Annotated in this window: 26 protein-coding genes; 13 read left to right on the plus strand and 13 right to left on the minus strand. The window is 74.0% G+C overall.

Annotated elements, in window-relative coordinates; genetic code table 11:
- Positions 1 to 51: 51 nt before the first annotated feature.
- Both ykgO and ACFU0Y_RS04335 read right to left on the minus strand, forming a co-directional pair.
- The gene (gene ykgO / locus ACFU0Y_RS04330) at positions 52 to 174 is read right to left on the minus strand and encodes a type B 50S ribosomal protein L36 (RefSeq protein WP_026544400.1); all 123 of its coding nucleotides are present in this window, start codon (positions 172 to 174) and stop codon (positions 52 to 54) included.
- A gap of 109 nt (positions 175 to 283) precedes the next feature.
- Positions 284 to 1,372, minus strand: coding sequence for a GTP-binding protein (locus ACFU0Y_RS04335; protein WP_380213217.1), 1,089 nt, complete (start codon positions 1,370 to 1,372; stop codon positions 284 to 286).
- 108 nt (positions 1,373 to 1,480) lie between these two features.
- Between ACFU0Y_RS04335 and ACFU0Y_RS04340 the strand changes: the two genes are divergently transcribed.
- From ACFU0Y_RS04340 to ACFU0Y_RS04355, 4 genes are read left to right on the plus strand one after another with little or no spacing between them, the layout of a single operon-like run.
- Positions 1,481 to 2,314, plus strand: coding sequence for a metal ABC transporter ATP-binding protein (locus ACFU0Y_RS04340; RefSeq protein ID WP_380213218.1), 834 nt, complete (start codon positions 1,481 to 1,483; stop codon positions 2,312 to 2,314).
- Positions 2,311 to 3,237 (plus strand): metal ABC transporter permease, encoded by a 927-nt coding sequence (locus tag ACFU0Y_RS04345; RefSeq protein ID WP_380213219.1) that lies wholly within the window; start codon positions 2,311 to 2,313, stop codon positions 3,235 to 3,237. The genes ACFU0Y_RS04340 and ACFU0Y_RS04345 overlap by 4 nt, the downstream gene beginning before the upstream one ends.
- A 2-nt stretch (positions 3,238 to 3,239) precedes the next feature.
- Positions 3,240 to 3,629, plus strand: coding sequence for a Fur family transcriptional regulator (locus ACFU0Y_RS04350; RefSeq protein ID WP_380213220.1), 390 nt, complete (start codon positions 3,240 to 3,242; stop codon positions 3,627 to 3,629).
- A gap of 59 nt (positions 3,630 to 3,688) precedes the next feature.
- Complete coding sequence (locus tag ACFU0Y_RS04355; RefSeq protein WP_380213221.1) at positions 3,689 to 4,699, plus strand: metal ABC transporter substrate-binding protein; 1,011 nt, start codon at positions 3,689 to 3,691, stop codon at positions 4,697 to 4,699.
- Between the two features lie 64 nt (positions 4,700 to 4,763).
- Here ACFU0Y_RS04355 and ACFU0Y_RS04360 read toward each other — a convergent pair whose 3' ends face one another.
- Together ACFU0Y_RS04360 and ACFU0Y_RS04365 are read right to left on the minus strand one after the other, a co-directional pair.
- Positions 4,764 to 5,810, minus strand: coding sequence for a hemolysin family protein (locus ACFU0Y_RS04360; RefSeq protein WP_380213222.1), 1,047 nt, complete (start codon positions 5,808 to 5,810; stop codon positions 4,764 to 4,766).
- A complete protein-coding gene (locus ACFU0Y_RS04365; RefSeq protein ID WP_380213223.1) occupies positions 5,807 to 7,210 on the minus strand; it encodes a hemolysin family protein in 1,404 nt (467 codons plus the stop codon). The genes ACFU0Y_RS04360 and ACFU0Y_RS04365 overlap by 4 nt, the downstream gene beginning before the upstream one ends.
- A 218-nt stretch (positions 7,211 to 7,428) precedes the next feature.
- Here ACFU0Y_RS04365 and ACFU0Y_RS04370 point away from each other — a divergent pair, with 218 nt between their 5' ends.
- The 4 genes from ACFU0Y_RS04370 (at position 7,429) to ACFU0Y_RS04385 (ending at position 11,167) form a co-directional block, all read left to right on the plus strand.
- Positions 7,429 to 7,803, plus strand: a complete 375-nt coding sequence (locus ACFU0Y_RS04370; RefSeq protein WP_380213224.1) for a hypothetical protein — start codon at positions 7,429 to 7,431, stop codon at positions 7,801 to 7,803.
- A 241-nt stretch (positions 7,804 to 8,044) separates the two neighbouring features.
- Complete coding sequence (locus ACFU0Y_RS04375) at positions 8,045 to 9,472, plus strand: hemolysin family protein (RefSeq protein WP_380213225.1); 1,428 nt, start codon at positions 8,045 to 8,047, stop codon at positions 9,470 to 9,472.
- Complete coding sequence (locus tag ACFU0Y_RS04380) at positions 9,469 to 10,503, plus strand: CNNM domain-containing protein (protein ID WP_380213226.1); 1,035 nt, start codon at positions 9,469 to 9,471, stop codon at positions 10,501 to 10,503. Before ACFU0Y_RS04375 ends, ACFU0Y_RS04380 begins: the two co-directional genes overlap by 4 nt.
- A gap of 124 nt (positions 10,504 to 10,627) precedes the next feature.
- Positions 10,628 to 11,167 carry a hypothetical protein gene (locus ACFU0Y_RS04385; RefSeq protein ID WP_380213227.1) on the plus strand — a complete coding sequence of 180 codons (540 nt, stop codon included), beginning with the start codon at positions 10,628 to 10,630 and terminating at the stop codon, positions 11,165 to 11,167.
- A gap of 25 nt (positions 11,168 to 11,192) precedes the next feature.
- Here ACFU0Y_RS04385 and ACFU0Y_RS04390 read toward each other — a convergent pair whose 3' ends face one another.
- Positions 11,193 to 12,410, minus strand: coding sequence for a chorismate-binding protein (locus ACFU0Y_RS04390; protein ID WP_380213228.1), 1,218 nt, complete (start codon positions 12,408 to 12,410; stop codon positions 11,193 to 11,195).
- A 232-nt stretch (positions 12,411 to 12,642) separates the two neighbouring features.
- Positions 12,643 to 13,860 (minus strand): MFS transporter, encoded by a 1,218-nt coding sequence (locus tag ACFU0Y_RS04395; protein WP_380213229.1) that lies wholly within the window; start codon positions 13,858 to 13,860, stop codon positions 12,643 to 12,645.
- A gap of 170 nt (positions 13,861 to 14,030) precedes the next feature.
- Between ACFU0Y_RS04395 and ACFU0Y_RS04400 the strand changes: the two genes are divergently transcribed.
- The gene (locus ACFU0Y_RS04400; protein WP_380213230.1) at positions 14,031 to 14,891 is read left to right on the plus strand and encodes a PTS sugar transporter subunit IIA; all 861 of its coding nucleotides are present in this window, start codon (positions 14,031 to 14,033) and stop codon (positions 14,889 to 14,891) included.
- 12 nt (positions 14,892 to 14,903) lie between these two features.
- Entirely contained in the window at positions 14,904 to 16,442 is a 1,539-nt protein-coding gene (locus tag ACFU0Y_RS04405; RefSeq protein WP_380213231.1) for a PTS ascorbate transporter subunit IIC, read from the plus strand.
- A gap of 86 nt (positions 16,443 to 16,528) precedes the next feature.
- On the opposite strand, the gene ACFU0Y_RS04410 is transcribed toward ACFU0Y_RS04405, so the two are convergent.
- Positions 16,529 to 17,671: an alanine racemase gene (locus ACFU0Y_RS04410; protein WP_380213232.1), complete on the minus strand. Its 1,143-nt coding sequence runs from the start codon at positions 17,669 to 17,671 to the stop codon at positions 16,529 to 16,531.
- A 60-nt stretch (positions 17,672 to 17,731) separates the two neighbouring features.
- Complete coding sequence (locus ACFU0Y_RS04415; RefSeq protein ID WP_380213233.1) at positions 17,732 to 18,676, minus strand: NAD(P)/FAD-dependent oxidoreductase; 945 nt, start codon at positions 18,674 to 18,676, stop codon at positions 17,732 to 17,734.
- Between the two features lie 98 nt (positions 18,677 to 18,774).
- Here ACFU0Y_RS04415 and ACFU0Y_RS04420 point away from each other — a divergent pair, with 98 nt between their 5' ends.
- Positions 18,775 to 19,362 carry a helix-turn-helix domain-containing protein gene (locus ACFU0Y_RS04420; protein ID WP_380213235.1) on the plus strand — a complete coding sequence of 196 codons (588 nt, stop codon included), beginning with the start codon at positions 18,775 to 18,777 and terminating at the stop codon, positions 19,360 to 19,362.
- A gap of 125 nt (positions 19,363 to 19,487) precedes the next feature.
- On the opposite strand, the gene ACFU0Y_RS04425 is transcribed toward ACFU0Y_RS04420, so the two are convergent.
- A complete protein-coding gene (locus tag ACFU0Y_RS04425) occupies positions 19,488 to 20,867 on the minus strand; it encodes an MFS transporter (protein ID WP_380213236.1) in 1,380 nt (459 codons plus the stop codon).
- 243 nt (positions 20,868 to 21,110) lie between these two features.
- Between ACFU0Y_RS04425 and ppgK the strand changes: the two genes are divergently transcribed.
- Positions 21,111 to 21,971 (plus strand): polyphosphate--glucose phosphotransferase, encoded by an 861-nt coding sequence (ppgK, locus tag ACFU0Y_RS04430; RefSeq protein WP_380213237.1) that lies wholly within the window; start codon positions 21,111 to 21,113, stop codon positions 21,969 to 21,971.
- 15 nt (positions 21,972 to 21,986) lie between these two features.
- On the opposite strand, the gene ACFU0Y_RS04435 is transcribed toward ppgK, so the two are convergent.
- Complete coding sequence (locus ACFU0Y_RS04435) at positions 21,987 to 22,151, minus strand: hypothetical protein (RefSeq protein ID WP_380213238.1); 165 nt, start codon at positions 22,149 to 22,151, stop codon at positions 21,987 to 21,989.
- Between the two features lie 349 nt (positions 22,152 to 22,500).
- Between ACFU0Y_RS04435 and ACFU0Y_RS04440 the strand changes: the two genes are divergently transcribed.
- On the plus strand, positions 22,501 to 22,848 hold the full coding sequence (locus ACFU0Y_RS04440) for a hypothetical protein (protein WP_380213239.1): 348 nt from the start codon (positions 22,501 to 22,503) through the stop codon (positions 22,846 to 22,848).
- Positions 22,849 to 22,903: 55 nt separating this feature from the next.
- On the opposite strand, the gene ACFU0Y_RS04445 is transcribed toward ACFU0Y_RS04440, so the two are convergent.
- The 3 genes from ACFU0Y_RS04445 to ACFU0Y_RS04455 all read right to left on the minus strand — a co-directional run bounded on the left by ACFU0Y_RS04445 (position 22,904) and on the right by ACFU0Y_RS04455 (position 25,526).
- A complete protein-coding gene (locus ACFU0Y_RS04445) occupies positions 22,904 to 23,107 on the minus strand; it encodes a DUF2945 domain-containing protein (protein WP_344122123.1) in 204 nt (67 codons plus the stop codon).
- A gap of 83 nt (positions 23,108 to 23,190) precedes the next feature.
- Positions 23,191 to 24,903: a DHA2 family efflux MFS transporter permease subunit gene (locus tag ACFU0Y_RS04450; RefSeq protein WP_380213240.1), complete on the minus strand. Its 1,713-nt coding sequence runs from the start codon at positions 24,901 to 24,903 to the stop codon at positions 23,191 to 23,193.
- Entirely contained in the window at positions 24,900 to 25,526 is a 627-nt protein-coding gene (locus ACFU0Y_RS04455) for a TetR family transcriptional regulator (protein WP_380213241.1), read from the minus strand. Before ACFU0Y_RS04455 ends, ACFU0Y_RS04450 begins: the two co-directional genes overlap by 4 nt.
- Positions 25,527 to 25,554: the final 28 nt, after the last annotated feature.

The following is a 25,554-nucleotide window of genomic DNA, read 5'->3' on the forward strand; positions in this document are numbered from 1 at the left end:
CTGCCGGACCGAGGTCCGGCAGCGGCCGTTCGTCGTCGTCGGGATCCCGGCTCAGCCCTGCCGGGCCTTCATGCGCGGGTTCTTCTTGTTGATCACGAAGGTGCGGCCGCGCCGGCGGACCACCTGGGCGCCGGGCACCTTCTTCAGGGCGCGCAGCGAGTTGCGTACTTTCATTCCGTCCTCCTGGTCGTCGTTCCGGATGGTGGTTCTGGTGTCGTTCCTGCTCGTGGTGCCGGGGCCCGTGCGGATCCCCGGCGGATCCCTCCGCGGATTCCCCTGGGGCTCAGCTCGGGGAGCTGATGCCGAAGGGATCGGCCAGCCCGGTGATCCCGGACCGCATCTCCGCCTCCGTGAGCTGGCAGGAGGCGAGAAGGTCGGTCATCTCCGCGGCGTCGAGGTCCTCACCGGTGGCGGCCAGCACGGTGGCGTGCACCCCGGGACCTGCCGGGACCGCGTGGCCCCCGGTGGGTCCGCGGTGCTGCTCCACCGGCCACGGACCGGTGTTCTCCAGCCACACCCGCGGCCCGATCCCCTCCACGCGGATGCGGCACTCCGGTGCCACGGCCAGGCAGACGTGCCCGCGCAGCCAGCAGCAGCCCGCGGCCAGGGCAGCCAGGGCGTGCTGGAAGCGCTCCGGGTGCAGCGGGCGCTCCACCCGCTGCACCACGGTGGTGAACGGCGAGGACGGCGCGCCCCGGGGCGGCTCCAGGCATCCGGAGGCGGCGCGGTGCAGGGCCTCCGCGGGACGGTGCCGCCCCGGCCGGACCTGCGCGCCGTGCTCGACGACGTCGGCGTGCCGGGCCAGCTCCCGCAGCAGCCCGACACCGCGGGCGCGCTCCTCGGTGCCGACGGGCACCAGGTCCGGGTCGGCCAGCAGCACGGTGTCGGTGAGGGCCAGCTCCCCGACGAGGAACTCACCGGGCGTCCGCTCGTCCCCGTCCACGGTGGCGCAGCCGGCCTCGGCCAGGGTCTGCCCGTCCCAGATCTGGTCCTCCACCGAGGCCGGGGCGCAGGCGAGCACGGTCGCGTCCACGGCCGGTGGCGGGTCCAGGAGGCTGCTCAGGGCGCGGGTCGCCGTGGCGGTGGGCACTCCCGGGGGCAGTCCCACGACCACGTGCTCCTCCCCGGCCGTGCGCAGGCGGTCGAGGGCCGGCACGAGATCGAGCCGGACGGCGCAGCTGGGGCAGCCGTGCTCCAGCGACGTCGTCACCCGTTCCTCGGGTGCGCCCGCCCGGAACGTCCGGCGCACCACCGCACCGTCGTCGAGCAGGTCCTGCACCAGCACGACGGCACGCGGGAAGGCGTCCGCGAGGGACTCGCAGGCCCGCCGGCGGCTCAGGGCATCCAGGGAGCTGACCATGACAAGACGCATGCCCACCACCCTACATAGGAATCATTCTCAAAAAAAGCAGGACGGGGTCCGACTCCGGGGCCGTGCGCCGAATTGACCATCGTTCTCATTGGATTGAGAATGGCTCTCATGAAACTTTCCTCCACCCCGCCGGGCGACGTCCCGGCGGACCGGGCGGCGCTCTCCGCGGCGATCCGCACCGAGGACCTCGCCGTGGTCCTCGGTGCGGCTCCCGTGCTGCGCGGGGTGGACCTGACCGTGGCCGACGGCGAGGCCGTGGCCCTGATGGGCGGCAACGGCTCCGGCAAGTCGACCCTCATCAAGGCGCTGCTCGGTATCGTGCCCGTCGCCTCCGGCGAGGCCCGGCTCTTCGGCACCGACGTCACGGGCGCCCGCCGGAACGTCCCGTGGTCCCGCATCGGATACGTCCCCCAGCGCGTCGGCGTCGGCGCCGGGGTGCCGGCCACCGCGCTCGAGGTCGTCGCCTCGGGGCTGACGGGGCACCGCCGGCTGCGCCCGGGCGCCGGCGGCCGCAGCGCGTGCCTCGACGCCCTCGAGCAGGTGGGACTGGCCGACCGGGCGCGCGAGAGCGTGGCGATCTTCTCCGGCGGGCAGCAGCAGCGGGTGCTGATCGCCCGGGCCCTGGTGCGGCGGCCCCGGCTGCTGCTGCTGGACGAGCCCCTGTCCGGGGTGGACCAGGCCTCCAAGGAGTCCGTGGCCAGCATCCTGGCGCAGCTGCAGGCCGACGGCACCACGCTCCTGGTCGTGCTCCACGAACTCGGCGAGCTGGCCCCTCTGCTGGACCGTGCCGTGGTGCTGCGCCACGGACGGATCGTGCACGACGGCAGCCCTCCGCTGCCGGCGCCGGGGCACGACGCCCCCGACCACGAGCACCTGCACCCCCACGGGGACGAGCACTCCGCCGTCCCGACCGCCCCCGATCTCCACGGAAAGCCGCAGTGACCATGCTCGAGACCCTCACCGCCATGCTGGCGAGCCCGCTGATGCAGCGCGGTCTGCTGATCGCCGCCCTGGTGGGGATCTCCGCGCCGGTGGTCGGCACCTATCTCGTCCAGCGGCGACTGGCCCTGCTCGGCGACGGCATCGGCCACGTGGCCCTGACCGGCGTGGCCATGGGCTGGCTGGCCGGCTCCGCCGCCGGGCTCACCCCGCACGACGCCCTGGCCGTGCCCGGGGCGGTGGTCGCGGCCGTCATCGGCGCGGTGCTCATCGAGGTGATGCGCACCAAGGGGCGCACCAGCGGCGACGTCGCGCTGGCGCTGCTGTTCTACGGCGGCATCGCCGGCGGGGTGCTGCTGATCGGCTTGGCCGGCGGCACGTCCGCGAACCTCACGGGCTACCTCTTCGGGTCCATCGCCACCGTCACCCCCCTGGACGTCTGGCTCACCGCCGGGCTGGCCGCGGTGGTCCTCGGCGTGGGGATCGGGCTGCGCCCGGCCCTGTTCTCCCTGTGCCACGACGAGGAGTTCGCCCTCGCCACCGGGCTCCCGGTGCGGGCCCTGAACATCCTGGTGGCGGTCATGGCCGCCCTGACGGTGTCCGTGTCCATGCGCGTGGTCGGGGTCCTGCTGGTCTCGGCCGTGATGATCGTCCCCGTGGCCGTGGCGCAGCTGGTCACCCGGTCCTTCGCCGGCACCATGGGCACGGCCATGGCCGTGGGGGTCGGGGTCTGCGTGACCGGGCTGGCCGTCACCTACTTCCACCCGCTGTCCCCGGGCGCCACGATCGTGGTGCTGGCCATCGCCTGCTACGTGGTGGCGCTGATCGCCCGCCCCCTGCTGGGGCGCACCCACCGCCACGGCGGCGCCCACGGGGCCGAGCACCTCCACGACGTCGAGGACGACCTCCAGCTGCGAGGAGCCTGATCATGTCCCGCACCACCCGGCAGCGCTCCGCCCTGGGCGAGCTGCTCGACCGCACCCCGGAGTTCCGCTCGGCCCAGCAGCTCCACGCCATGCTGGGGGAGCAGGGCGAGTCCGTCTCCCTGGCCACCGTCTACCGGAACCTCAACGCCCTGGCCGAGGCCGGCGAGGTGGACGTGCTCGCCACCGAGGGCGGCGAGAGCAGGTTCCGGCGGTGCCGGCGCACCGAGCACCACCACCACCTGGTGTGCCGCCGCTGCGGGCACACCGTGGAGGTCGCCGAGACGCAGGTGGAGCGCTGGGCCGCGCAGACCGCCCGCCGGCACGGTTTCACGGAGGTCTCCCACGCCATCGAGCTGCACGGGATCTGCGACGCCTGCCGGCGCGAATCCTGAGCGTCCGCCCGTCGGAGGTATTTTGACAACGATTCTCAGACTGGTTGAGAATTGTTCTCATGACCCTGTCTCGCGCCCTCACCGTGCCCCTGTCCCTGACCGCCGCCCTCGCGCTGGCCTCCTGCGCCTCCGGCTCCGCCGACCCCTCGGCCACCGGTACGGGTGACGCCGGGGAGGCCCTGAGCGTGCAGGCCTCCTTCTACCCGCTGCAGTACGTCACCGAGCGCGTCGGCGGGGACCTCGTGCAGGTGGAGTCGCTGACCCCCGCCGGCGCCGAGCCGCACGACCTCGAGCTGTCCCCGGCCGCCGTGGACACGCTGCGCACCGCGGACGCGGTGGTGTACCTGTCCGGGTTCCAGCCGGCGGTCGACGACGCCGTGGCCCAGACGTCCCCCGAGCACGTCCTCGACGCGATGCACGCCGGCGTGGAGGGCGGGGAGGCGCACTCCGCCGAGGAGCACGCAGCCGCGGAGGAGGCGCACAGCGCGGAGGCCTCCGCCGACGGGTCGCACGCCGAGGGCGACCACGACCACGATCACGGGCACGACCACGGCGGGGAGGACCCGCACTTCTGGCTGGACCCGGAGCGGCTCGCCGCGGTGGCCACGGAGGTCGCCCACGAGCTGGCCGAGGTCGACCCGGACAACGCCGGGACCTACGAGTCCAACGCCGAGCAGCTGACCACGGAGCTGACCGCCCTGGACGAGGAGTTCGCCGACGGGCTGGCCACCTGCGAGCGGAGCACCATCGTGGTCTCGCACGAGGCCTACGGGTACCTGACCGACAAGTACGACCTCGAGCAGGTGGGCATCGCCGGGCTCGACCCCGACACCGAGCCCTCCCCGGCCCGTCTGGCCGAGATCGGCGAGGTCGTCGAGACCGAGGGGGTCACCACGGTGTTCTCGGAGTCCCTGGTCAACCCGAAGGTCGCCGAGACCCTGGCGGCCGAGCACGGGATCGAGACGGCGGTCCTGGACCCGGTCGAGAACCAGTCCGACGAGAACGCCGACTACCAGCAGGTCATGCGCGACAACCTCGAGGCGCTGCGCACCGCGCTGGACTGCGCCTAGGACGGCGGCGGGATCCGCCACCCCGGTCCGTCCCGCCGCGCCCGGGCGGGGCGGTCCCGCGGCGCTACCGGACCTGGAGCTTGCGGCTGTCGTCGCGGATCTGCCCGACGAGCTCCTCCAGCACGTCCTCCAGGGTGACGATGCCCTCGGTCCTGCCGCGCCCGTCGAGCACCAGGCCCAGGTGCGCGCCGGTGTTCTGCATCAGGGACAGTGCCCGGCGCAGGGGCATGTCCCGGTCGATCGTGGGCAGGGCGCGGATCAGCAGCGGGTCGATCGGGGTGTCCCGGGCGGTCTCGTCGATCTCGATGAGGTCCTTGATGTGCACGTACCCGGCGAGCTCCCCGAAGACGTCGAAGATCGGGAACCGGGAGAACCCGCCGGCGGCCACCGTCTCGGCCTGGGCGGGGGTGACCCCGGCGGGCAGGGTGGTGACCCGGTCCAGCGGGATCACGATCCCGGTCACGCTGCGCTCCTCGAAGGTCAGGGCCCCGAGCAGCAGCCGCTCGTCGTTGGCCTCCAGCAGACCCCCGTGACGGGACTCCTCGACCAGGGCCGCGACCTCGTCGCGGGTGAACACCGAGGTGACCTCGTCCTGGGGCTCCACCTTCAGCAGCCGCAGGATCCCGTTGGCGATGCCGTTGAGCACCCACAGCAGCGGGCGCAGCACGGTGACGATGCCCACCAGCACGGGAGCCAGCACCACGGCCATGCGCTCCGGACCGGCCAGGGCGATGTTCTTGGGCACCATCTCCCCGAACACCACGTGCAGATAGGTCACCAGGGACAGGGCGATCGCGAAGGCGATCGGGTGCACGAAGGCTCCCGGGACGCCGAGGGCGGCGAACGGCACCTCCAGCAGGTGGGCGATGGCCGGCTCGCTGATGTAGCCCAGGGCCAGGGAGCAGATGGTGATGCCCAGCTGTGCGCCGGCCATCATCAGCGAGACGTTCTCCATGGCGCCCAGGGTCACCTTCGCGGCCCAGGACCCGGACAGCGCCCGGGGCTCGACGATGGTGCGCCGGGCGGAGATCAGGGCGAACTCCGCCCCGACGAAGAACGCGTTGGCGCTCAGGAGCACCACGGTCAGGACCAGACCGGTGACCTCGCTCATCGGGTCACCTCCGCGCCGCATGCGGCGGCTCCCACGGCGCGGCCCTCCGGGGCGTGCGCGGGGGTCGATCCGCCGTCGGGACGGTGCACGCGGACGCCCACCGCGGTGATGCGGTGGGCGTCCAGGGCGGTGACCTCGAAGGTGATCGTGGCCTCCGGTTCCCCGGGCACAGGGGCGGCCGCCACCGTGACCCGGTCACCCACCTCCCCCAGCCGGCCCAGGTGCAGGGTCACGAGGCCGGCGAGGGTCTCGTAGTCCTCGTGCTCGGGGACCGCGACGCCGAGGTGCTCGGCGGCCTCGTCCGGGCGCAGCGCCGCGGAGAGGTCCCAGGACCCGTCGGCCTCCACGGTCACGGGCTCCGGCTCGGGATCGTGCTCGTCGCGGACCTCCCCGACGAGCTCCTCGACCAGGTCCTCCAGGGTGACCAGCCCGGCGGTGTCACCGAACTCGTCGATCAGCACCGCCATCTGCAGGCTCCCGGCGCGCAGGACGTCCATCAGCTCGTCCAGCTCCACGGTGTCCGGGACGAAGTTCACCTCGCCCATGACCTCGCCCACGGTGACGGTGGACCGCTCCGGATAGGGCACGGCCAGGCCGTGGCGCACGTGCACCTGGCCCCGGACCGTGCCCTCCCCGGCGTCGAGGACGGGGAAGCGGGAGTGCCCCGAGGCCTTGGAGGCCGCCAGCAGCTCCTGCACGGTGGCGTCCGGGGCGAGCGTGGTCATCTGACCCCGGGGGGTCATCACGTCGTGGGCCCGGCGGTCGCCGAAGGCGAAGGACCGCTCGACGAGCTCGGCGGTGGCCGCGGCCAGCGCGCCCCGCTCGGCGGAGTGGCGCACCAGCCCGGCGAGCTCCTCGGGGGAGCGGGTCGAGGCCAGCTCCTCCTGCGGCTCGACGCCGAGGGCGCGCACGATCCGGTTGGCGTTGCCGTTGAACAGCCGGATCGGCCAGGCCAGGGTCCTGGTGAAGCCGCGCTGGAAGCCGCTCACCGCACGCGCGGTGGCCAGCGGCTTCGAGATGGCCAGGTTCTTGGGCACCAGCTCCCCGAAGATCATGGTGAGGCCGGTCGCGAGCACCAGCGCCAGGGCGATGGAGCCCGAACGGGCCGCCACGGGGGACAGCCCGGCACCGGTGAGCGGGCCCACGATCAGGGCGGCGATGGCGGGCTCGGCCAGGAAGCCGATGCCCAGGTTCGTCACGGTGATGCCCAGCTGCGCCCCGGAGAGCTGCGTGGACAGGGTCTTCATCGCCCGCAGCACCCCGCCGGACCGGCGGTCGCCGGTGGCCGCGGCGGCCTCGACGTCGTTGCGGTTGACGGTGATCAGCGAGAACTCGGCGGCCACGAAGGCGCCGCAGGCGGCGATCAGCGCCACCCCGGCGAGGATCGACAGGACTTCCATCAGCCCCACCACCTCGTCACGTCTGCACGGCCCGAAGGCCGGGGTCTGTCACAGGGCGCGTCGCAGTGGGCGCTCATGATCTCCGTATCTCACTCGTGCACAGGGTGGCCCAGCATCAGGCCGCAGGAAGCAGAGAACCTAGCAACCCCAGCCGCGAGAATCCTGGGAAAGAGGAGAACTCCCTGAGACGCCGCCCGGTCCACCACTAAGCTCGGTCCGTGACCGGACTCAGTGGAGCGGCTCTGCTCGAGGTGCTCGGCGCCGCCGCCACCAACACCGGTGTGGCCCTGGTGGCGGCCGCCCTGATCATCCGCTGCCTGCACGCGCGGTGGCACCGGACCGAGGCGATCCACGTCCTGCGGGACGGCGCCCACTCCCTGCGCTGGCACACCACCCGCTACGAGATCCACGAGGAGCCCTGGCGCCGCCCACCGGCACCCGCGCCGGCGCCGGGGTCCGACGTGGTGGTCTACTACCACTCCCGGCACCCGGAGCTGTGGCGGCTGAGCACTCCGCACCGCCCCGCGTGGGCGCTGGGGATCTGCGGCGCGGTCCTCCTGCTCGCGGGGCTGCTGATGCCGGTGTTCCAGTAGGCCGCCGTTCCGGTGGCCCGCGGACCGCCGGGGCGCTGCCGCCTCCCGGTCACGCATCGCGAAAGATACTGTGGAACCATCCGACCCCTCGAGCACGGAGAGCGTGAACCAGCACCATGGGCCCATCGCCTGCCAGCACCGGGTCGTCCGACGACCCGGGCGACAGTTGTCCTTTCCACGCAACAACTGACCCCAGCCGCGGGCGCCCGCCCGGCTCCCCCGACCGGGGGATGGGCCCCCGATGATCACGGCCGTCCTCACCCTGCTCCTCGGCGTCGTCGTGATCCTCGCGATCATCGCCGCCAACGGGTACTTCGTGGCCCAGGAGTTCGCCTACATGTCGGTGGACCGCGCTCGCCTCGGCGCCCGCGCCGAGAACGGCGACAAGGCCGCCCAGCGTGCCCTGAAGGTCACCCGCCGCACGTCGTTCATGCTCTCCGGCGCCCAGCTCGGCATCACGGTCACGGGTCTGCTCATCGGCTACGTCGCCGAACCCATGGTGGGCGAGTCCCTGGGCGTGCTGCTCGGTGCCGCCGGAGTGCCGGCCGCTCTGAGCGTCTCCGTGGGAACGGTGGGCGCGCTGGTCGTGGCCGCCGTCGTCCAGATGATCTTCGGCGAGCTGTACCCCAAGAACCTGGCGATCGCCAACGCCGAGCCGCTGGCCCGCGCGCTCGCCCGGTCCACCACGATCTACCTGGCGCTCTTCGGGTGGCTGATCACCGTGTTCGACCACGCCGCCAACGCCCTGCTGCGCCTGTTCCGCATCGAGCCGGTGCACGATGTGGACACGACCGCGACCGTGGAGGACCTCGAGCGCATCGTCGCCGACTCCCGCGAGAGCGGTGACCTGCCGGACGAGCTGTCGGTGCTCATCGACCGCATCATCGACTTCCCGGACCAGGACGTGGAGCACGCCATGATCCCCCGGTCGCAGGTGGGCACGGTCTCCCCGGACACCACCGTGGGCGAGCTGCGGGTCCTGATGGCGCACGAGCACACCCGCTATCCGGTGATCTCCGCGTCCGAGGAGCCCCTCGGCGTCGTGCAGCTCGTCGACCTGCTGCGGGGTGGCGCCTCCGAGGACGCCGCGGTCGCCACCATCATGGCGCCCCCGCTGGTGCTGCCCACGCTCATGTCGCTGCCCGACGCGCTGGCGCAGCTGACGGAGTCCCACAACGAACTCGCCTGCGTCATCGACGAGTACGGCGGCTTCGCCGGCGTGCTGACCGTCGAGGACCTGGCCGAGGAGCTGGTCGGGGAGCTCACCGACGAGCACGACGACGAGCCGCCCGCCACCATCACCCCGGAGCACGGGGACACCTGGCGGATGACCGGCGACATCCACGTGGACGAGGTCGAGCGCGCGGTCGGCCACGAACTGCCCGAGGGGGACTACGAGACCATCTCGGGCCTGCTCATCGCGCACCGCGGTGAGCTGCCGGCCGCCGGGGAGACGGTGCGGGTCGAGCTGGCCGACGACCCCCGCGACCTCGTCCTCGGCCGCCCCGTCCACCGGGTGCTCGACGTCGAGGTGCTGGAGCTCTCCCGGCACGTGCCCAGCGAACTGCTCGTGCGGCTCGTCGAGTCCACGGCCGACGGCGCCGAGCCGCCCGGCGGCGGTGCAGCCCGCACCGAGACCGACGGGACCGAGAAGGAGGGGGACCGATGAGCGACCCGCTGATCGTCATCGCCGTCACCGTGCTGCTCATCGTGCTCAGCGCGTTCTTCGTCGTCGTCGAGTTCGCCCTGCTGGGCGCCCGCCGCCACCGGCTCGAGGCCGAGGCCGCGACCAACCGCGCCGCCCGTGCCGCGCTGCGCGGGACCAACGAGCTGACCATCATGCTCGCCGGCGCGCAGCTGGGCATCACCGCCTGCACCTTCGCGCTCGGCGCCGTCACCAAACCCGCGGTCGACGCGTGGCTCAGCCCGGTGTTCGCCTCCTGGGGCGCACCCGAGGAGCTGGCCGACGGCTCCGCCTTCGCCCTCTCGCTGCTCTTCGTCACGTTCCTGCACCTGGTGGTCGGCGAGATGGCACCGAAGTCCTGGGCGATCGCCTACCCGGAGACCTCGGCCAAGCTCATCGGCGTGCCCTCCCGCGGCTTCATCTGGCTGGTGCGGCCGCTGCTGGTGTGGGTCAACGCGATCGCCAACCGGCTGGTCTCCGCCAGCGGTGTCACCCCGGTGGACCGGGCGGCCGTCGGCGGCCAGGACGTCGACACGATCCGGCACCTCGTCGATCACTCCGCCTCCGTGGGCGCCCTCGACGCGTCCTTCCGCACCCACCTCTCCGGTGTCCTGGAGCTCGAGAAGCTGACCGTCGAGGCGCTGGTCGCCCCGGACCGGGCGCCGACCGCGGTGCCGGCCGACGCCACGGTCGCCCACGTTCAGGAGGCCGCCGCCCGGTCGGGGCACCTGCGCGTCCTCGTGGAGGACGCCGACGGCGGCACTCCCGGAGTCGTCCATGTGCGCGACACGCTGCTCGAGCCGCTGGAGCGTGCTGTGCGGGGCCTGGCCCGCCCGGCGTTCGTGCTCGAGGCGGACACCCCGGTCTACGAGGCCCTGGCCCGGATCCGCGAGGTCGGGGAGCAGCTCGCGGTGGTCCTGCACGACGGCCGCTTCGTGGGGGTGATCACCCTCTCCGACGTCCTGCGGCGGGTCCTGCCCCGGGAACTGGCCTCGGAGCGGAGCGCGGAGCGGTGAGGGACGCAGGCCCGTCGCTCGGCGGGCCACCGGCGGCGTAGCGTAGAGCGTCCGGGCGCCACCGCCCCGTCGTCGTCCCCCCGCCCCACCGCCCTGCCCGCCGCACCGCTAGGAGACATCGCCCGTGGAACCTCTGCCGCTGGAGCCCCTCACCCGATTCCTGACCGTGGAGCACGCCGCGGACCTCAGCGGGCTGGCCGCGCGCATCCCGGGCTCCGGCTTCCTGTGCTTCTACCCCAACGACGAGGAGTACGCCGGCTTCGTGGACGGCACGGGCCGGCTCTGGCTGCGCGGCGACGACGCCACCCCCGCCCGGGAGCTGCTGGAGGTGCTCGAGCCGCCGTTCCGCATCGCCTATCCGGTGGCCCCGGCCCTCACCGGGGACGAGGAGGCGATCGTCTCCGCCGGGGTGCTGCAGACCCCCGAGGAGCTGGCGGCCTACCGGGCCCGCTTCGCCGACGTCGAGGGCGACGCGGACCTCGACCACCAGGCCCACGCCGTGGACGCCGTCGGCCAGCACTGGACCCTGATGGCCGGGACCGAGCCGGGGGAGGTGCTGGCCCTGTGCTTCGGCCGGGACGAGTCCGGGGTGCCGTTCTCCGAGCAGACCGCCTTCGACGCCGAGTCCCTGCCGCTGCCGGTCACCGTGGTGGAGCTGGACTGACACCCGGTCCCCGGGGCGGGACCGCTCAGGCGGCGTGCGCGGTCGCGGCGGCCTCCGTCGGGGCGCCGGCGGCCGCGAGCGCCGAGCGCACGGTGCCGAGATTCACGGCCGTCTCCGCGAGGGCACCGTCCACGGTGGTGCCGGCGTCCAGCTCCGCGGCCGCGTGCAGCCGGACCCGGGCGCCGTGCACGTGCACGCTGCGCAGGACCGGCACCCACTGGCCGTGCCCGGCGGCGTCCGTCCAGCCCACGAGACCCCCGACGAGCCCGCGGGGCCGCGGTTCGAGCTCCCGGACCAGGGACAGGGCCTCCCGGTCCGGGGCGTCGCCGTCGGACCGGTGCAGCGCCACGGCCGCGTGCAGCGCGCCGGTGCCCCGGTGCAGCCGGCCGGTGAGGCGGGTCGCGAGGCGCCAGGCGGCGTCGGTGCCCGGCACGCTGGGCTGTGCGGGCACGTGCAGGGTGGCGGCGTGCGGTGCCAGGCGGCGGGCCAGGTGCTCGACGACGTCCTGGTGCCGCCGGCGCGCGGCGGGGGAGCGCAGCAGCGACTGCTGGGCGGCCGCGTCGCCCGAGACCGTGAGGTGGCGCGCAGCGCAGCCGGTGTGGGGGTGGGCGCCGAAGCCGCTGGGACGCACCTCGGCGGTCAGCTCCGGGCCCGCCCCGAGCACCGTGCCGCCGTCCCGGGGCCGCACCCGGAAGGCGTGGCCGCCCGGGGCCCGGGCCACCAGCTCCTCCCACAGCCGCTCCGGGTCCACCGGGGCGGGCAGCTCCAGATCCAGGGCGCGGGCGAGCTGCAGGTGCGGGGCGGCCCCGCGGCCGATGCGGTCCAGGGCCTCGGCGAGCGCCTCGCGGTGGTCCGGGTCCGCGGCCGGGGCCGTGGGCACGAGCTGCCGCGCCAGGGGCACGGGAGCGGTCGGCGCCGGGCGGGGCGTCCACGCGGGCCGTTCGGCGAGGAACAGGTCGGCCGGCTCGTCCGGGTCGAAGGGGATGGTGCCGCACACCACCGGTCGCGCGGCGCCGCGGGTCCCGGCATCGGGCAGCTCGCGGGTGAGCTCGTCCAGGCGGGCCAGGATCGCCGCCACGCCGCCGTCCGTGACCCGTGCGGCGGGCAGGGCGCGGTCCCGGCGGGCGAGGAGGATCCCGTGGCGTCCCGCGAACGCGAAGTCGCCGTCGAGATCGGGCTCCCGGGCGTCTCCCAGCGAGCGGGGAACGGGCGTGCCGGCGGGGAGCGTGGTTCCACGGAACATGGGCGGAGCCTTCGGTCGAGCGGAGCGGGTAAGGGTACCCTCAGTGGATCGTGGCTCGACTGTAGCAGTCCGGCAGGGGATTAGCTGACGCTTTCCTGACCTAATCCGGAGGAGGGGCTGCGGGCTTTCTCGGTCGCGGTGAGTCGCGGTGAGTCGCGGTGAGTCGCGGTGACCCGCAGTGCGCCGCGGTGACCCGCGGTTCCCGGGCCGGCCCGGGGCCCAGGGCCGGCCCCTACGCGCCGAGGCGGCGGGTCTGCGCGACGGCCAGGAGACCCCCGACCAGGAACAGCACGGTGGCGGCCAGGACGACCAGCAGCGGAACGGCCCAACCTCCGGTGCCGGCGTTCAGTGCCCCGATCAGGGGCGGGCCGACCGTCGCGGCGAGGTAGCCGCTGCCCTGGATGCGGGCCGAGGTCGCCGCGGCCTCGGCGTCGGAGCGCACGATGCGCGCGACGATCGAGAAGATCGTGGTGAAGCCCCCGCCCTGGGCGACGCCGCCCACGATCGACCACGCGAGGTAGCCCTCCGGGGCGAGCAGCAGCCCGAGGGGCAGGACGATCCACAGCGTGCCGATGACGGCCACCGGCGTCCACGCCGGGGTGCGGGCGGACAGCAGGGGCACCCCCAGGGCCCCGGCGATGGCGGCGACCTGGAACAGGGACGCCCCGGCCCCGGAGGCGGCCAGGCTCAGTCCGCGGGTGTCGGTCAGCAGGGTGGGCAGCCAGGCGGTGACGGAGTAGTAGGAGAAGGCCTGCCCGCAGAAGGCAAGGGTCAGCCACCAGCCGACGCGCCGGATCTGCGCGGTGCCACGGGCCTGCCGCAGCGCCCCGGTGGCGGTGTCGGGCTCGGCGGGGGCGGGGGTGGTGTGCGGCGTGCCGGCCCGGCGGTGCGCCACGACCAGCCAGAAGCCCAGGGCCACGAGCGTCAGCGCACCCCAGGCCGCCAGCGCCGCCCGCCAGCCGACCGCCGCGGCCAGCGGCGCGGTGCCCAGGGCGGTGATCATCGACCCGACGTTGAGGGCGGCGGTGTAGGCGGCGGTCACGGTGGGGATCCGGCGCCAGGAGACGTCGCGGCGGATGATCACCGGGACCACGATGTTGCCGACGGCGATCGCGGCGCCGATGACCACCGTGCCGGCCAGGACCACGGGGGCGGGGCCGGCCGAGCGGATCAGGGTGCCGGCCAGCACGCCGCCCAGGCACGCCAGGACCGCCGCCTCCGGGCCGAAGCGGCCGATCAGCTTCGAGGCCAGCGGGGTGGCCAGCGCGAAGAGCAGCACCGGCAGGCCCGTGAGCAGACCGGCCGTCGCCGCCGAGAGCCCGAGCTCGGACTGGATCCGGGTGACCACCGGCGTCGGGGCGATGATCGGCCCGCGCAGGCTCAGTGCCACGAGCACGATGCCGACGACGACCCACGGCAGGGCGTGCGCAGGCACGGCGCGCTGGCTCATCTGGGTCCTCCCCGGGGTGCGGTGGTCTCCTGCCCGCGGGACAGGTGCTTGCGCCAGCATGCCAGATCCGTGCGGCCCCGCAGGGCAGGACCCCTGCTCCCACGGGGTTGCCGGAAAATGAATGTGATGTGAATCACATAATGCGGCGCGCATGAAGTAGCATGTCAGACATGTCCGACATCGACGGTCTGCTGCATCCGGACTCCATCCTGCTCGACGCGACCGCCGACGACTGGCGAGCGTCCGTCGCCCTGGCCGGTGAGCTCCTCGAGCGGCAGGGCGCCACCGGCGCCGAGTACACGCGGGCCATGATCGCGAGCGTCGAGGAGAACGGCCCGTACATCGTGGTGGCGCCCGGCTTCGCCTTCGCCCACGCCCGGCCCTCGGAGGCCGTGCACCGCACGGCGATGTCCTGGGTCCGGCTGGCCCGCCCGGTCGAGTTCGGGCACGCGGCGAACGACCCCGTGACCCTCGTCGTCGCCCTCTCCGCGAAGGACCAGAAGGAGCACCTGCAGGCCATGCGGAAGCTCGCCACGCTGCTGGGCTCGCCGCGGACCCGGGCCGCCCTCGACGGGGCTCGGACCCCCGAGGAGCTCCTCGCCGTCCTGGCGGAGGGTGCCCCGGAGCGGTCCGCGGCGCCCGCACCGGCCTCCTCCACGGAGCCGGGACCCTCCGAGGGGCCTGCGGCTGCCGAGGGGTCCGTGCCCGCCGAGCGGGCGACGACGACGGAGGCGGCCGCGGAGAGCCGCAACAAGATCCTCACCGTCTGCGGCAACGGGCTCGGCACCAGCCTCTTCCTCAAGAACACCCTGGAGCAGGTGCTCGACCACTGGGGCTGGGGGCGGTACCTCACGGTCGAGGCGACCGACACCATCTCGGCCCGCGGCAAGGCCAAGGAGGCCGACCTGATCCTCACCTCCGGGGAGATCGCCCGCACCCTCGGGGACGTCGGCGTCCCCGTGAAGGTCATCGAGAACTTCACCAGCACCACCGAGCTCGATGCCGCCCTGCGCGAGCTCTACGACGTCTGAGGCAGGCAACCCGTGAACTGGCTCGTCAGCATCCCCGAGTTCCTGGTCAGCGAGATCCTCGCCGTCCCGGCGTTCCTCATCGGCATCATCACCGCCGTGGGTCTGGCCGCCCTGCGCAAGAGCACCGGCCAGATCATCGGCGGCGCCATCAAGGCGACGCTGGGCTTCCTGCTGATCGGCGCCGGGGCCACCCTCGTCGTCGCCTCCCTGGAACCCCTCGGCGCCATGATCCTGGGCGCCACCGGCGCCCAGGGCGTGATCCCCACCAACGAGGCCATCGCCGGCATCGCCCAGGCCGAGTACGGGGCCCAGGTCGCGTGGCTGATGATCCTCGGCTTCGCGGTGAGCCTCCTGCTCGCCCGCTTCACCCCGCTGCGCTACGTCTTCCTGACCGGCCACCACGTCCTGTTCATGGCCACGATGCTGACCATCATCCTGGCCACCGCCGGCTACGACGGCTGGGTGACCGTGCTGCTCGGGGCCGTGCTCCTCGGCATCCTCATGGTCTCCCTCCCGGCGCTCGCCCACCCCTGGACCCGCCGGATCACCGGCGACGACAGCGTGGCCATCGGGCACTTCGGCACCGCCGGCTACATCGCCGCCGGCGCGGTGGGGCAGGTCGTGGGGAAGAAGAGCCGGTCCACGGAGGACACCGCGCTGCCGGAGGGGCTGCGCTTCCTCCGCGACTCCATGGTGGCCACGGCGCTGTCCATGGCCCTGATGTACGTGGTGCTCGCCGTGCTCTTCCTCGCCCGGGCCGGGGCCGAGGAGGCCTTCACCGCGTTCGAGGGCGGGGCCACCGGCGTGGGCAACTACGTGATGATGTCGATCACCCAGGGCCTGCAGTTCGGCGTGGCCGTGGCCGTGATCCTCTTCGGCGTGCGCACCATCCTGGGCGAGCTCGTCCCGGCCTTCCAGGGCATCGCCGCCAAGGTCGTCCCCGGCGCCATCCCGGCCCTCGACGCGCCGATCGTCTTCCCCTACGCGCAGAACGCCGTGCTGCTGGGCTTCATCTCCAGCTTCGTGGGCGGGCTGATCGGGCTGCTCGTGCTCTCCGTCTGGCTCAACCCCGCCATCGGGCTGGCCCTCATCCTGCCCGGGCTGGTGCCCCACTTCTTCACCGGCGGCGCGGCCGGCGTCTACGGCAACGCCACCGGCGGGCGCCGCGGTGCCCTCGCCGGCGGCTTCGTCAACGGCCTGCTCATCACGTTCCTGCCCGCTTTCCTGCTCTCCGTCCTGGGCGCCTTCGGGGAGGAGAACACCACCTTCGGCGACGCCGACTTCGGCTGGTTCGGGGTGGCCGTGGGCTCCGCCGCCAAGATCGGGTCCGTCGGCGGCATCCTGCTCATCGCCCTGATCGGCCTCGCCGTGCTGGGGCTGGCGATCGTGGTGCAGCGCAAGGTGGTCGACACCCGCTGGGACCCGGCCGCCGGCCGCGCCTGGCCGGGCTCCTCCGGCGCCCCGGACACCGCGGCCGCGGGCGCCTCCCGCGCGTTCCCGAAGATCGCCCCGCCGCAGGGCGCCCCCGCTCCACCGCCGCCCCCGCGCTGATCCACAGGTCCGGACCGCCGAACGGCCGGGCCGGGCGGTCCCGGAGCGTCCGGTGCCCGGCCGGTGGTCGGGCGGCGCGCCGAGGGTCAGGAGTTGCGACCCCGCGCGGCCACGGTCCAGCGCTCCAGCAGCGCCCCGTCGCGCACCACGGCCACGTCGTCGACGAGGTTCATGGTCAGGCACACGTGGTTGGGGATCACGCGCAGGCGCTCGCCGAGGGCGGGCAGCGGGGCGTCCTCCGGCCAGACGACGGTGGCGTGGTGCTCGGACAGCGCCGTGATCCGCGCCTCCGGGTGGTCCATCAGCCGCCCGTGGCCGGTGGCCCAGGCGGCCCGGTCGCTGCCGAGGACCTTGCTGCCGGCGTCGAGGACGATCCGCCGCGGCACGCCGTCGTCGGCGCCGTCGTCGGTGCTGCCGTCGGTGCTGCCCGCGGGGCCGCCCTCGTGCCGGCTGACCACGGTCGCGGCCACGGTCAGGGCGATGTCCTCCAGGGCGCACCGGCCGAGCTCCAGCTGCTGGGCGTCGCCGAGGACGTAGACCCCCGGCCGTACCTCCGTGGCCGCCGCGCCGTCGGTCAGCAGGGCGCTCGGCGTGGAGCCGCCGCTGCGGCGCGGCACCGCGAAGCCCGCCGCCTCCAGCTGCCCGGCCGCCCGGTCCAGGGCCCGCTGCTCCTGCGCGGCCGCCTCGACCGGCATGCCCGGGGCGTAGCTGTGGCCCGGGAAGGTGAAGACGCCCTCGACGCGCAGACCGGCCCGGGCCGCGGCGCGGGCGACGTCCGCGGCGGCGTCCGGGTGCACGCCGCTGCGGTGGTGGCCGCTGTCGATCTCCACGAGCACGGCGATTCCCGCCGCCGCGTCCCCCAGCTGACCGCCCATGGCCGCCGCGGCCTCGGCGGAGTCCACCCCCACGCTGATCCGGGCCGCGGCGCTCAGCCGGCGCAGGCGCTCCGCCTGCCGCGGACCCACCCACAGCGGATACGCGACGAAGAGGTCCTCGGCGCCGTGCGCGGCGAAGACCTCGGCCTCCCCGAGCGTGGCCACCGTCAGCCCGGCCGCGCCCGCGGCGAGCTGCAGCGCCGCGATCTCCGGGACCTTGTGCGTCTTGGCGTGCGGGCGCAACCGCAGCCCCCGCTCGCGCACGGCCGCGGCCATCTTTTCGACGTTGCGCTGGAGCACGTCCCGGTCGATCAGGACGTCCGGGGTGTCGACTTCTTCGGGGATGCGGTGCATGGAGGCTCCTCGCCGTGCCAGAACTCGTGCGGCTCGGTTCATGCTACGACCCCGACGTCGTCAGACAGCCGCCCGGGCCCGCACGGCGGCGGCCGCGTCCTCGGCCACGAGATCCGCATTGATCGCCGCGGCGGCGACGAGGCCCGCCCCGGACGCGGCGGAGACCATGGCCGAGAGGTCGCCGGCGTTGCCGGCCGCCCACACCCCGGGGATCGCGGTGCTGCCCATCGGGCCGGTGGCGATCAGCTCCCCGACGGGGTGCTCGGTCAGGGTGCCGCCCAGCTGCTCGTAGAGGTCGGCCCGCGCCACGAACCGGGGCGCCACGACCACGGCGTCCACCGGGACCTCCTGCCCGTCGTCGAGGACCACGGCGCGCAGCTCGTCCCCCTCCAGGCGCAGCCGCTGCACGGGGCCTTCGACCACCCGGACCCCGAGGGCGTCGAGCTGCTCCCACGCCTCCGCACCGGGGTCGGCCATCCGACCCGGGAAGAAGACGACGTCCTCGCTGAGCTGGCGGAACAGCAGCGCCTGGTGGACGCTCATGGGCCCCGCCCCGAGCACGCCGATGCGCCGGCCGCGGACCTCCCAGCCGTGGCAGTACGGGCAGTGCAGCACGCTGCGCCCCCACAGCTCGGCCACGCCGGGCACGTCCGGCAGCTCGTCGACCAGCCCGGAGGCGAGCAGCAGCCGTCGCGCGCGCAGCTCGCCGCCTCCGGCGAGACCGATCGTGAACCCGTGCTCCCCGGCGCGGGCTGTGACGGCGCGGTCGGTCACGATCTCCGCCCCGTACTGCTCCGCCTCCCGCCGACCGGCGGCCAGCAGCTCCAGCGGCGGGACGCCCTCGCGGCCGAGGAGGTTGTGCGCGCCCGCGGCCGGGGCGTTGCGCGGCTCACCGGCGTCCACCACGGCCACCGAGCGCAGGGAGCGGGCCAGGGCGACGGCGGCGCTCAGGCCGGCGGCACCGCCTCCGACGACCACCACGTCATGGGTCGGTTCCGGGCTCATGGCACACCTCTGCTCTCCTGCGGTTTCTCCGGGCCGGGGATCCCCTGCCACAGCACCACGGTAGACGCACTGTGCGTTCGGGACATAGCATCTTGCCCATGACGCAAGAACTGGATCTCGACGCCGTGATCCGCCGGCGCATCCGCGGTCTCCGGCTGGCGCGGGGCTGGTCCCTGGACGCGCTCGCGGCCCGGTGCCACCTCAGCCCGTCCACGCTGAGCCGGCTCGAGACCGGGCACCGCCGGATCGCCCTGGACCAGCTGGTGCCCATCGCCCGGGCGCTCGACACCTCGCTCGACCAGCTCGTGGAGTCCCCCGAGGACGAGGACGTCGTGATCCGCCCCCAGCCCAGCAGCACGCCGGGGCTGACGATGTGGCTGCTGTCCTCCGAGCGGGCGCTGCACGGGATGACCGTGGCCAAGATGCGGATCCTGCCGGGACGGCCGCCCGCCCCGGAGCGGCTCGCGGTGCACCCGGGGCGGGACTGGTTCACCGTGCTCTCCGGGACGGCCCGCCTGCACCTGGGGGAGCGGGTCATCGTGGTCGAGGCCGGTCAGGCGGCGCAGTTCTCCACGATGGTCCCGCACGCCATCGTGGCTCAGGGCGGTCCGGTGGAGATCCTCACCGTCCTCGACCACGACGGCGAGCGTGCCCACCTGCAGGGGGACGACGGGTCCTCGGTGTAGGCCGGCACTGGACCACGACCCTGCCGGGTGGAGCACGTCCGGGACGAGGACGCCGGGGCCGTCTTCGGACGGTCGCAGGACCCTCGAGGACCGGGTGCCGTGGGCATGCCGTTGGATCGAGCGGATCAGGAGCCGCGCGCGGCCGGCGCAGCCTCGGCGCGTCCCGGTGACGCGCGCCGGGACGACGGCCCGGCGGGGCCCGGGAACCGGGGAATCAGCGCCACGGCCCCGGCGGCCACGAGCGCCACGGCGGCGAAGACCACGAAGTTCCACTGGAACGGCAGGGCCATGGAGCCGATCCAGCCGCCGATGAGCGGGCCCGAGATCGCGCCGACGCGGGCGAAGGACAGGGCCCACCCGGTGGCGGTGGCACGGGAGTGGGCGGGGTAGTACTCGGCCACCCAGCCGGTGAGCACCAGCGAGGTGGAGATCGAGCCGATGCCGGCCAGGGCCACGAACACGTAGTTGACCACGATGCTGTTGGGGAACATCAGCAGCAGGATGCCGACCCCGCCCAGCAGGTAGAAGACCACCAGGATCAGCTTCTTGCCGTACGCGTCCGCGGCGCGGCCCAGGGCGATGCCGCCGGCGGCGGAGGCGAGGCTGAAGACCACCAGGAACGTCAGGGCCGGGCCGAGCTCGTAGCCGGCCGAGCGCATGATCGAGGGCAGCCAGGTGTTGAGGCCGTAGACCAGGACCATGCCGCAGAACAGGGAGATCCAGAAGAACACCGTGGCGGGCAGGTAGCCGCCGGAGAACATGGCCGCCAGGGACTGCTTCCAGCCCACCGAGCGCGCCTTCGCCTCCTCGGAGCGCACCGGCGTCCAGTCGCTCTCGACGAACGGCGCCACGTGCAGGCGCTCCGCCAGGCGGGCGGCCTCCTCGCGGCGGCCCTTGCCCACGAGGTACTCGAGGGACTCGGGCAGCAGCTTCGCGACCACGGGCAGCAGGACCACGGGCAGGAACCCGACGCCGACCACCCAGCGCCAGCCCAGGGTGGGCAGCAGGGCGATCGCCACGAGCGCGGCCGCCAGGATGCCGAGGGAGTAGCCGGAGTACATCAGCCCGTAGTTGAAGGACCGACGCCGCGGCGCGGAGTACTCGATGGTCAGAGCCGCGGCCACGGGGATGATCCCGCCCATGCCCAGGCCGCCGAGCAGCCGGAACAGCCCGAAGACCTCCGGGGTGGGGGCCAGCGCCGCGCCGAGCTGCATGGTGGTGAAGATGGCCATCGAGACCAGCAGCATCTTCTTCCGGCCGACCCGGTCCGAGAGCGTGCCGATGACCATGGCCCCCACGAGCATGCCGACGAGGGCGTAGGAGCCCAGGCCGCCGAGCTCCAGCGGTGTGAGGTCCCACTCCCGGTGCTCCGCCAGGGCGGGCAGGACGGCGCCGAGCACGCCCACGTCGTAGCCCTCGGCGAGGATCGCCAGCCAGCAGGCGAGCAGCACCCGGGTGGTGGTCCTCTGCGGCACGGGCCACGCGGTGGTGGGGGAGCTGGTCATGCGGGAATTCCTTCGAACGGCGGCGGGTCGCCCGGTCACCGGGCGGGGCGGGGCCCGCGCCGGAGGATCCGGATCCCCCGATTGTAGGGAACGCCCGGAGCGGGTCGGCCCGTGCTTGCGGAGCGGCCGGGGTGAGCGTCACGCATCGACCGAGAATAATTGCCGTCCCCGTCCGGTTGTACAGTCGAACAGGCGCCGCCCGCCCGCGGGCGCGCCGTCCCCGCCTCGATCCAGGACCGTGAGATGACCTGTGCCCTGCCGTCCGTCCGGACGCCCCCGACCGTCCCGCCCGTCTCCCGCGGGGGCGACGACGACGCGCGCTGCCTCGGGGTGGACATCGGCGGGACCAGCATCAAGTACGCGGTGGTGGACCCGGTCCGCGGCGCCACCGTGGGCCCGGTCCGCCGGGTGCCCACGCCCGACCCGGCCACCCCGGCCGCGGTGGTGGCCGTCCTGCGCGGGGTGCTCGAGAAGCTGGAGGGCGCTCCGGGTCCGGGCGGGCCGCTGACCGGGGTCGGCGTGGGCGTGCCCGCGATCATCGACCACGGCATCGCCCGCTCGGCCGCCCACCTCGACGACTCCTGGATCGGCACCGACGCCCGGGAGCTGCTCGCCGTCGGGCTGGGGCGCGAGGTCGCCGTGCTCAACGACGCCGACGCCGCCGGGCTCGCCGAGGTGCGCTTCGGCGCCGCCCGCGGCGCGGCCGGCACGGTGCTGGTCATCACGCTGGGCACCGGGATCGGCTCGGCGCTGTTCCTGGACGGGGAGCTGATCCCCAACAGCGAGTTCGGCCACGTGTGGCTGGACGGCCGGGACGTCGACGGCTGGGCCGGCGCCTCCGCCCGGATGGTGGAGGCCCTGGACTGGCCGGCCTACACGGACCGGCTCCAGCGCTACCTCTCCCACCTCGAGCGCCTCATCTCGCCGGACCTGATCGTCCTCGGCGGCGGCATCAGCGAGCGCCACCAGGACTTCCTGCCGCACCTGAGGCTGCGCGCCCGCGTGGCCCCCGCGCAGCTGCGCAACGCCGCCGGCATCGTCGGCGCCGGCCGCCAGGCCCATCTCGGGGTGGTGCGGGCGAGCAGCCTCGCCGGCGCCCGCTGATCGGGGCCGGGGCGATCAGCCCCGGGTGTGCTCCGGCATCGGCGGAACGGCCTCGGACGGCGGGGCATCCCGCCGGTCGGCGCTCGCCGCGGTCCCGCTGCCGGCCAGGGCGCCCTGCCTCGTCCGGTCCTGCTGCTCCAGCCGGCAGAGCGCGGCGCTGTTCATGTTGATGGTGATCACGGCATCGACTCCTCGTAGCTCATGACAGCGAAGATATGCGGGGCTCGGGGCCGCGCCGCCGCGGACCGGGCGTTCCGTGCGTCACAGTCGGCGGTCGGTCGCATCGTCCCAGGTGGGAGCAGGGTCGGGAGCGCGACGGCCAGGACATTGTGACGCCCGGCGACGGTCGCGCCACCGGGTCCTGCACCTTCGTGCATCTTCTCCGGCCCCGGCTGGACCGATGCGAAGGAGGCTTCCCTCGTGTGACGTGGATCTCTATCATGGATCAGGACAGCGTCGTCGAGCACCCCGCCCGGCACCAGGGCCCACCGCAGCTCCTGATGCGCTCGCACGACTGGAGAACCCCGCCATGAGCCTTTCCGAACTGACCTCTGTGCCCGACGACACGGGACCCCTCGAGACCCTTCCGGGGATCGGGGTGGGGCCGGTCATCGTGCCCGTCGCGTCCATCACCGTCTCTCACGTGGCCCGCTACCGGATGCGCGCCGACCGTGCCGGCCTGGACCTGCGGGCGGGCGAGGTGGTGCTGTGCGCGCCCTACGAGCCGGTCGAACTGGGCATGGTCGTGCTGGTGCGCTGCGAGGCCGACGGCTACAGCCCCGGCGCCCTGATCCCCGCGGCCGACGTCGAGTACCTCGAACCGGCCGGCCCGTCCTACGGCCCCTTCGTCTGGGGCACCCCCGGCGTCCGCGGCTGAACGCCGGGCAGGGCCGGTCGGTCGCACGGGGCCGGTCGCCGGGCCCGGTCCGCGGTCAGGCCTCGGTGAGGGCGTCCGCCTTGTGGGTCGCGCGGGCCCCGGAGCTGTCGGACTCCACGATGTAGTGCGGATCGTCCGCGCTGGCGCGGTACGTGCGGCCGTCCAGCTCGAAGTCCTCCGTCTTCTTCTCGACCACGGTGCCCTCGGTGGTGCCCTGCGGGGTGTTCCACGTGACCTTGGTGCCCTTGCTCAGACTCATCCGCTGCTCCTCTGCTCGTGCGCGCCGGTCCGTGCTGTCGCCCGACCGGTCAGGGCCACTGTGCCACGGCGGCCCGACGGCCGCTACCGCGTCGCGGCGGCCGGCTCGAGATCGGCCGGGTCGCCGTGCGGCTCCCGGTGCGGGCCCCGGCGCGGGTCCGTGCCGGCCCGGTCCCCGTGGCCGGTGCGCGGATTCTCCGGCCCGGCGCCGGTGCCGTCCGGCCGGTCCTCGGAGGGCGCCTCTGGCGCAGCGTCCGTGGGGGGCTCGGCGTCCGTCTCGATCGTCGTGGCCAGCGGCTTCTCGACCACGAAGCACAGCACGGCGGCCGCCAGCAGCCCGAGCGGCAGGATCCACAGGTAGATCGGCGTCAGGGCGTCGTTGTAGGAGCTCACGACGGGGTTCCGCAGCGCCTCCGGCAGGGAGGCGACCACGGCGGGGGTGAGCGAGTTGGCCTCGCCCGCACCGCCCTCGAGCGCCGCCGCCGGGAGGCGCGCGGCCATCAGCTCGGCCAGCCGGCTCGCGAAGACGCTGCCGACCACCCCGGAGCCCAGGGTGGCGCCGATCTGGCGGAAGAAGTTGTTCGCGGCGGTGGCCGTGCCGACCTGCCGCAGCGGGAAGGTGTTCTGCACGATGAGCACCAGCAGCTGCATGGACAGGCCCAGCCCCAGGCCCAGGACCGCGATGTAGAGGCACACGTGCCACACCTCCTGCTCGGGGGTCAGGGTGGAGAGCAGTCCCATGGCGGCGGCCACGATCACGCTGCCGGCCACCGGCAGCCACTTGTAGCGCCCGGTGCGGCTCACCGCCTGCCCGGCGAGCACCGAGGTCACGAGCAGGGTGCCCATCATCGGGACCATCAGCAGCCCGGACGTGGTGGCGTCGACACCGAAGACCATCTGCAGATAGGTGGGCAGGTAGCCGAGGGCGCCGAACATCGCCACGCCGGTGAGCAGCCCGGCGAGCGTGGTCAGGACGAAGTTGCGCTCGCGGAACAGGTGCATCGGGATGATGGGCTCTGCCGTGCGCCGTTCCACGGCCACGAACGCCGCGGCGCTCACGAGCGTCCCGGCGATCAGGCCGAGGATCACGGGGTCGGTCCAGGCGTACTTGCCGCCGCCCCAGGTGGCGAACAGCACCAGGCAGGTCGTGGCCACGGCCAGCAGCACCATCCCGCCGACGTCCAGGCGCGGCCGGCCGCTGTGCCGGGGGAGCTTGAGGAACAGGACGGCCCCGGCCAGCGCCAGCAGCCCGAGCGGGATGTTGATCCAGAAGACCCAGCGCCAGCCGGGGCCCTCGGTGAAGAACCCGCCCAGCAGCGGGCCGGCCACCGAGGACACCGCGAACACCCCGCCCATGACGCCCATGTACTTGCCGCGCTCCCGGGCGGGGACCACGTCGGCGATCGCGGCCTGGGAGAGGATGATCAGCCCGCCGCCGCCCAGTCCCTGGATCGCGCGGGCCGTGATGAGGACCTCGATGGTGCCGGCGAGCGCGCCCACCACGGACCCGGCCATGAACACCAGGATCGCGCCCAGCAGGAGGGGCTTGCGGCCCATCAGGTCCCCGAGCTTGCCGTAGACGGGCATCATGATCGTGGAGGCCAGGATGTAGGCCGTGATCACCCACAGCATCTCGTCCACCCCGTTGAGCTCGCCCACGATCGTGGGCAGCGCCGTGCTGAGCACGGTCTGGTTCAGCGCGGCCAGCAGCATGGAGAGCATCAGGCCGACGAAGAGCAGCACGAGGTGCCGGGAGCCGGTGCCCGGTTCGGCCCGGTGGGCGGGGGTGCGGGTCATGAGAGCTTCTCCTGGAGACGGTGCAAGAGGGTGAGTGCCGACTCGTGGTCCTCGGCCGGCAGGCCGTGCGCGGGGGAGTATCCCTCGGCGGTGATCGCGAAGCGCAGCGGGACGCCGCCGAGGATGACCAGCATCCGGGCGACCTCGTCCACGCCGTGCTCGCCGAGCCCGGCCGACCACTGCGGGTCCCGGGAGAGCAGCTCCGCGAGGGTGCGGCGCACCAGGTCCTCGGCCTCGAGCATCAGCTCGTGCCGCCGGCGGCCCAGACCCGGATGGGCCTGCAGCAGCCGTCGCCGCCGGTCCGCGTCCTGGCCGGCGTAGGCGCTGCGGGTCACGGCGAGCAGCAGCCGCGAGACCTGGCCCAGCAGGTCGTGCCCGAGGGAGAACCCCTCCAGCAGCGCCGGGTCCAGCGAGGGGGCCCGCATCCCCAGGACGGCGTCCTCCTTGGCGGGGAAGTAGTTGAAGAAGGTGCGCGGGGAGACGCCGGCCGCGGCGGCCACGGCCTCCACCGTGGCGCCCTCGACCCCGTGCTCGACCGCGAGGGCGGCGGCCGCCTCGTGGATGGCGGACCAGGTCTCGGCCTTCTTGCGGGCGCGCAGGGTGGGAGGGGCGTCGTCGTTCACGCCCCTAGTTTTGCACTACTGCACGTTT

It is taken from the genome of Kocuria sp. NPDC057446, assembly GCF_042802875.1.
Taxonomy (GTDB): domain Bacteria; phylum Actinomycetota; class Actinomycetes; order Actinomycetales; family Micrococcaceae; genus Kocuria.

What these genes read in the sequence shown, in the direction of transcription:
- ACFU0Y_RS04415 (WP_380213233.1), bottom strand. Translation starts at nt 18,676, where the DNA reads ATGAGCCCGGAACCGACCCATGACGTGGTGGTCGTCGGAGGCGGTGCC.
- ACFU0Y_RS04450 (WP_380213240.1), bottom strand. Translation starts at nt 24,903, where the DNA reads ATGACCCGCACCCCCGCCCACCGGGCCGAACCGGGCACCGGCTCCCGG.
- ACFU0Y_RS04390 (WP_380213228.1), bottom strand. Translation starts at nt 12,410, where the DNA reads ATGTTCCGTGGAACCACGCTCCCCGCCGGCACGCCCGTTCCCCGCTCG.
- ACFU0Y_RS04420 (WP_380213235.1), top strand. Translation starts at nt 18,775, where the DNA reads ATGACGCAAGAACTGGATCTCGACGCCGTGATCCGCCGGCGCATCCGC.
- ACFU0Y_RS04365 (WP_380213223.1), bottom strand. Translation starts at nt 7,210, where the DNA reads ATGGAAGTCCTGTCGATCCTCGCCGGGGTGGCGCTGATCGCCGCCTGC.
- ACFU0Y_RS04340 (WP_380213218.1), top strand. Translation starts at nt 1,481, where the DNA reads ATGAAACTTTCCTCCACCCCGCCGGGCGACGTCCCGGCGGACCGGGCG.
- ACFU0Y_RS04335 (WP_380213217.1), bottom strand. Translation starts at nt 1,372, where the DNA reads ATGCGTCTTGTCATGGTCAGCTCCCTGGATGCCCTGAGCCGCCGGCGG.
- ykgO (WP_026544400.1), bottom strand. Translation starts at nt 174, where the DNA reads ATGAAAGTACGCAACTCGCTGCGCGCCCTGAAGAAGGTGCCCGGCGCC.
- ACFU0Y_RS04395 (WP_380213229.1), bottom strand. Translation starts at nt 13,860, where the DNA reads ATGAGCCAGCGCGCCGTGCCTGCGCACGCCCTGCCGTGGGTCGTCGTC.
- ACFU0Y_RS04380 (WP_380213226.1), top strand. Translation starts at nt 9,469, where the DNA reads ATGAGCGACCCGCTGATCGTCATCGCCGTCACCGTGCTGCTCATCGTG.
- ACFU0Y_RS04440 (WP_380213239.1), top strand. Translation starts at nt 22,501, where the DNA reads ATGAGCCTTTCCGAACTGACCTCTGTGCCCGACGACACGGGACCCCTC.
- ACFU0Y_RS04360 (WP_380213222.1), bottom strand. Translation starts at nt 5,810, where the DNA reads ATGAGCGAGGTCACCGGTCTGGTCCTGACCGTGGTGCTCCTGAGCGCC.
- ACFU0Y_RS04445 (WP_344122123.1), bottom strand. Translation starts at nt 23,107, where the DNA reads ATGAGTCTGAGCAAGGGCACCAAGGTCACGTGGAACACCCCGCAGGGC.
- ACFU0Y_RS04355 (WP_380213221.1), top strand. Translation starts at nt 3,689, where the DNA reads ATGACCCTGTCTCGCGCCCTCACCGTGCCCCTGTCCCTGACCGCCGCC.
- ppgK (WP_380213237.1), top strand. Translation starts at nt 21,111, where the DNA reads ATGACCTGTGCCCTGCCGTCCGTCCGGACGCCCCCGACCGTCCCGCCC.
- ACFU0Y_RS04410 (WP_380213232.1), bottom strand. Translation starts at nt 17,671, where the DNA reads ATGCACCGCATCCCCGAAGAAGTCGACACCCCGGACGTCCTGATCGAC.
- ACFU0Y_RS04350 (WP_380213220.1), top strand. Translation starts at nt 3,240, where the DNA reads ATGTCCCGCACCACCCGGCAGCGCTCCGCCCTGGGCGAGCTGCTCGAC.
- ACFU0Y_RS04375 (WP_380213225.1), top strand. Translation starts at nt 8,045, where the DNA reads ATGATCACGGCCGTCCTCACCCTGCTCCTCGGCGTCGTCGTGATCCTC.
- ACFU0Y_RS04425 (WP_380213236.1), bottom strand. Translation starts at nt 20,867, where the DNA reads ATGACCAGCTCCCCCACCACCGCGTGGCCCGTGCCGCAGAGGACCACC.
- ACFU0Y_RS04400 (WP_380213230.1), top strand. Translation starts at nt 14,031, where the DNA reads ATGTCCGACATCGACGGTCTGCTGCATCCGGACTCCATCCTGCTCGAC.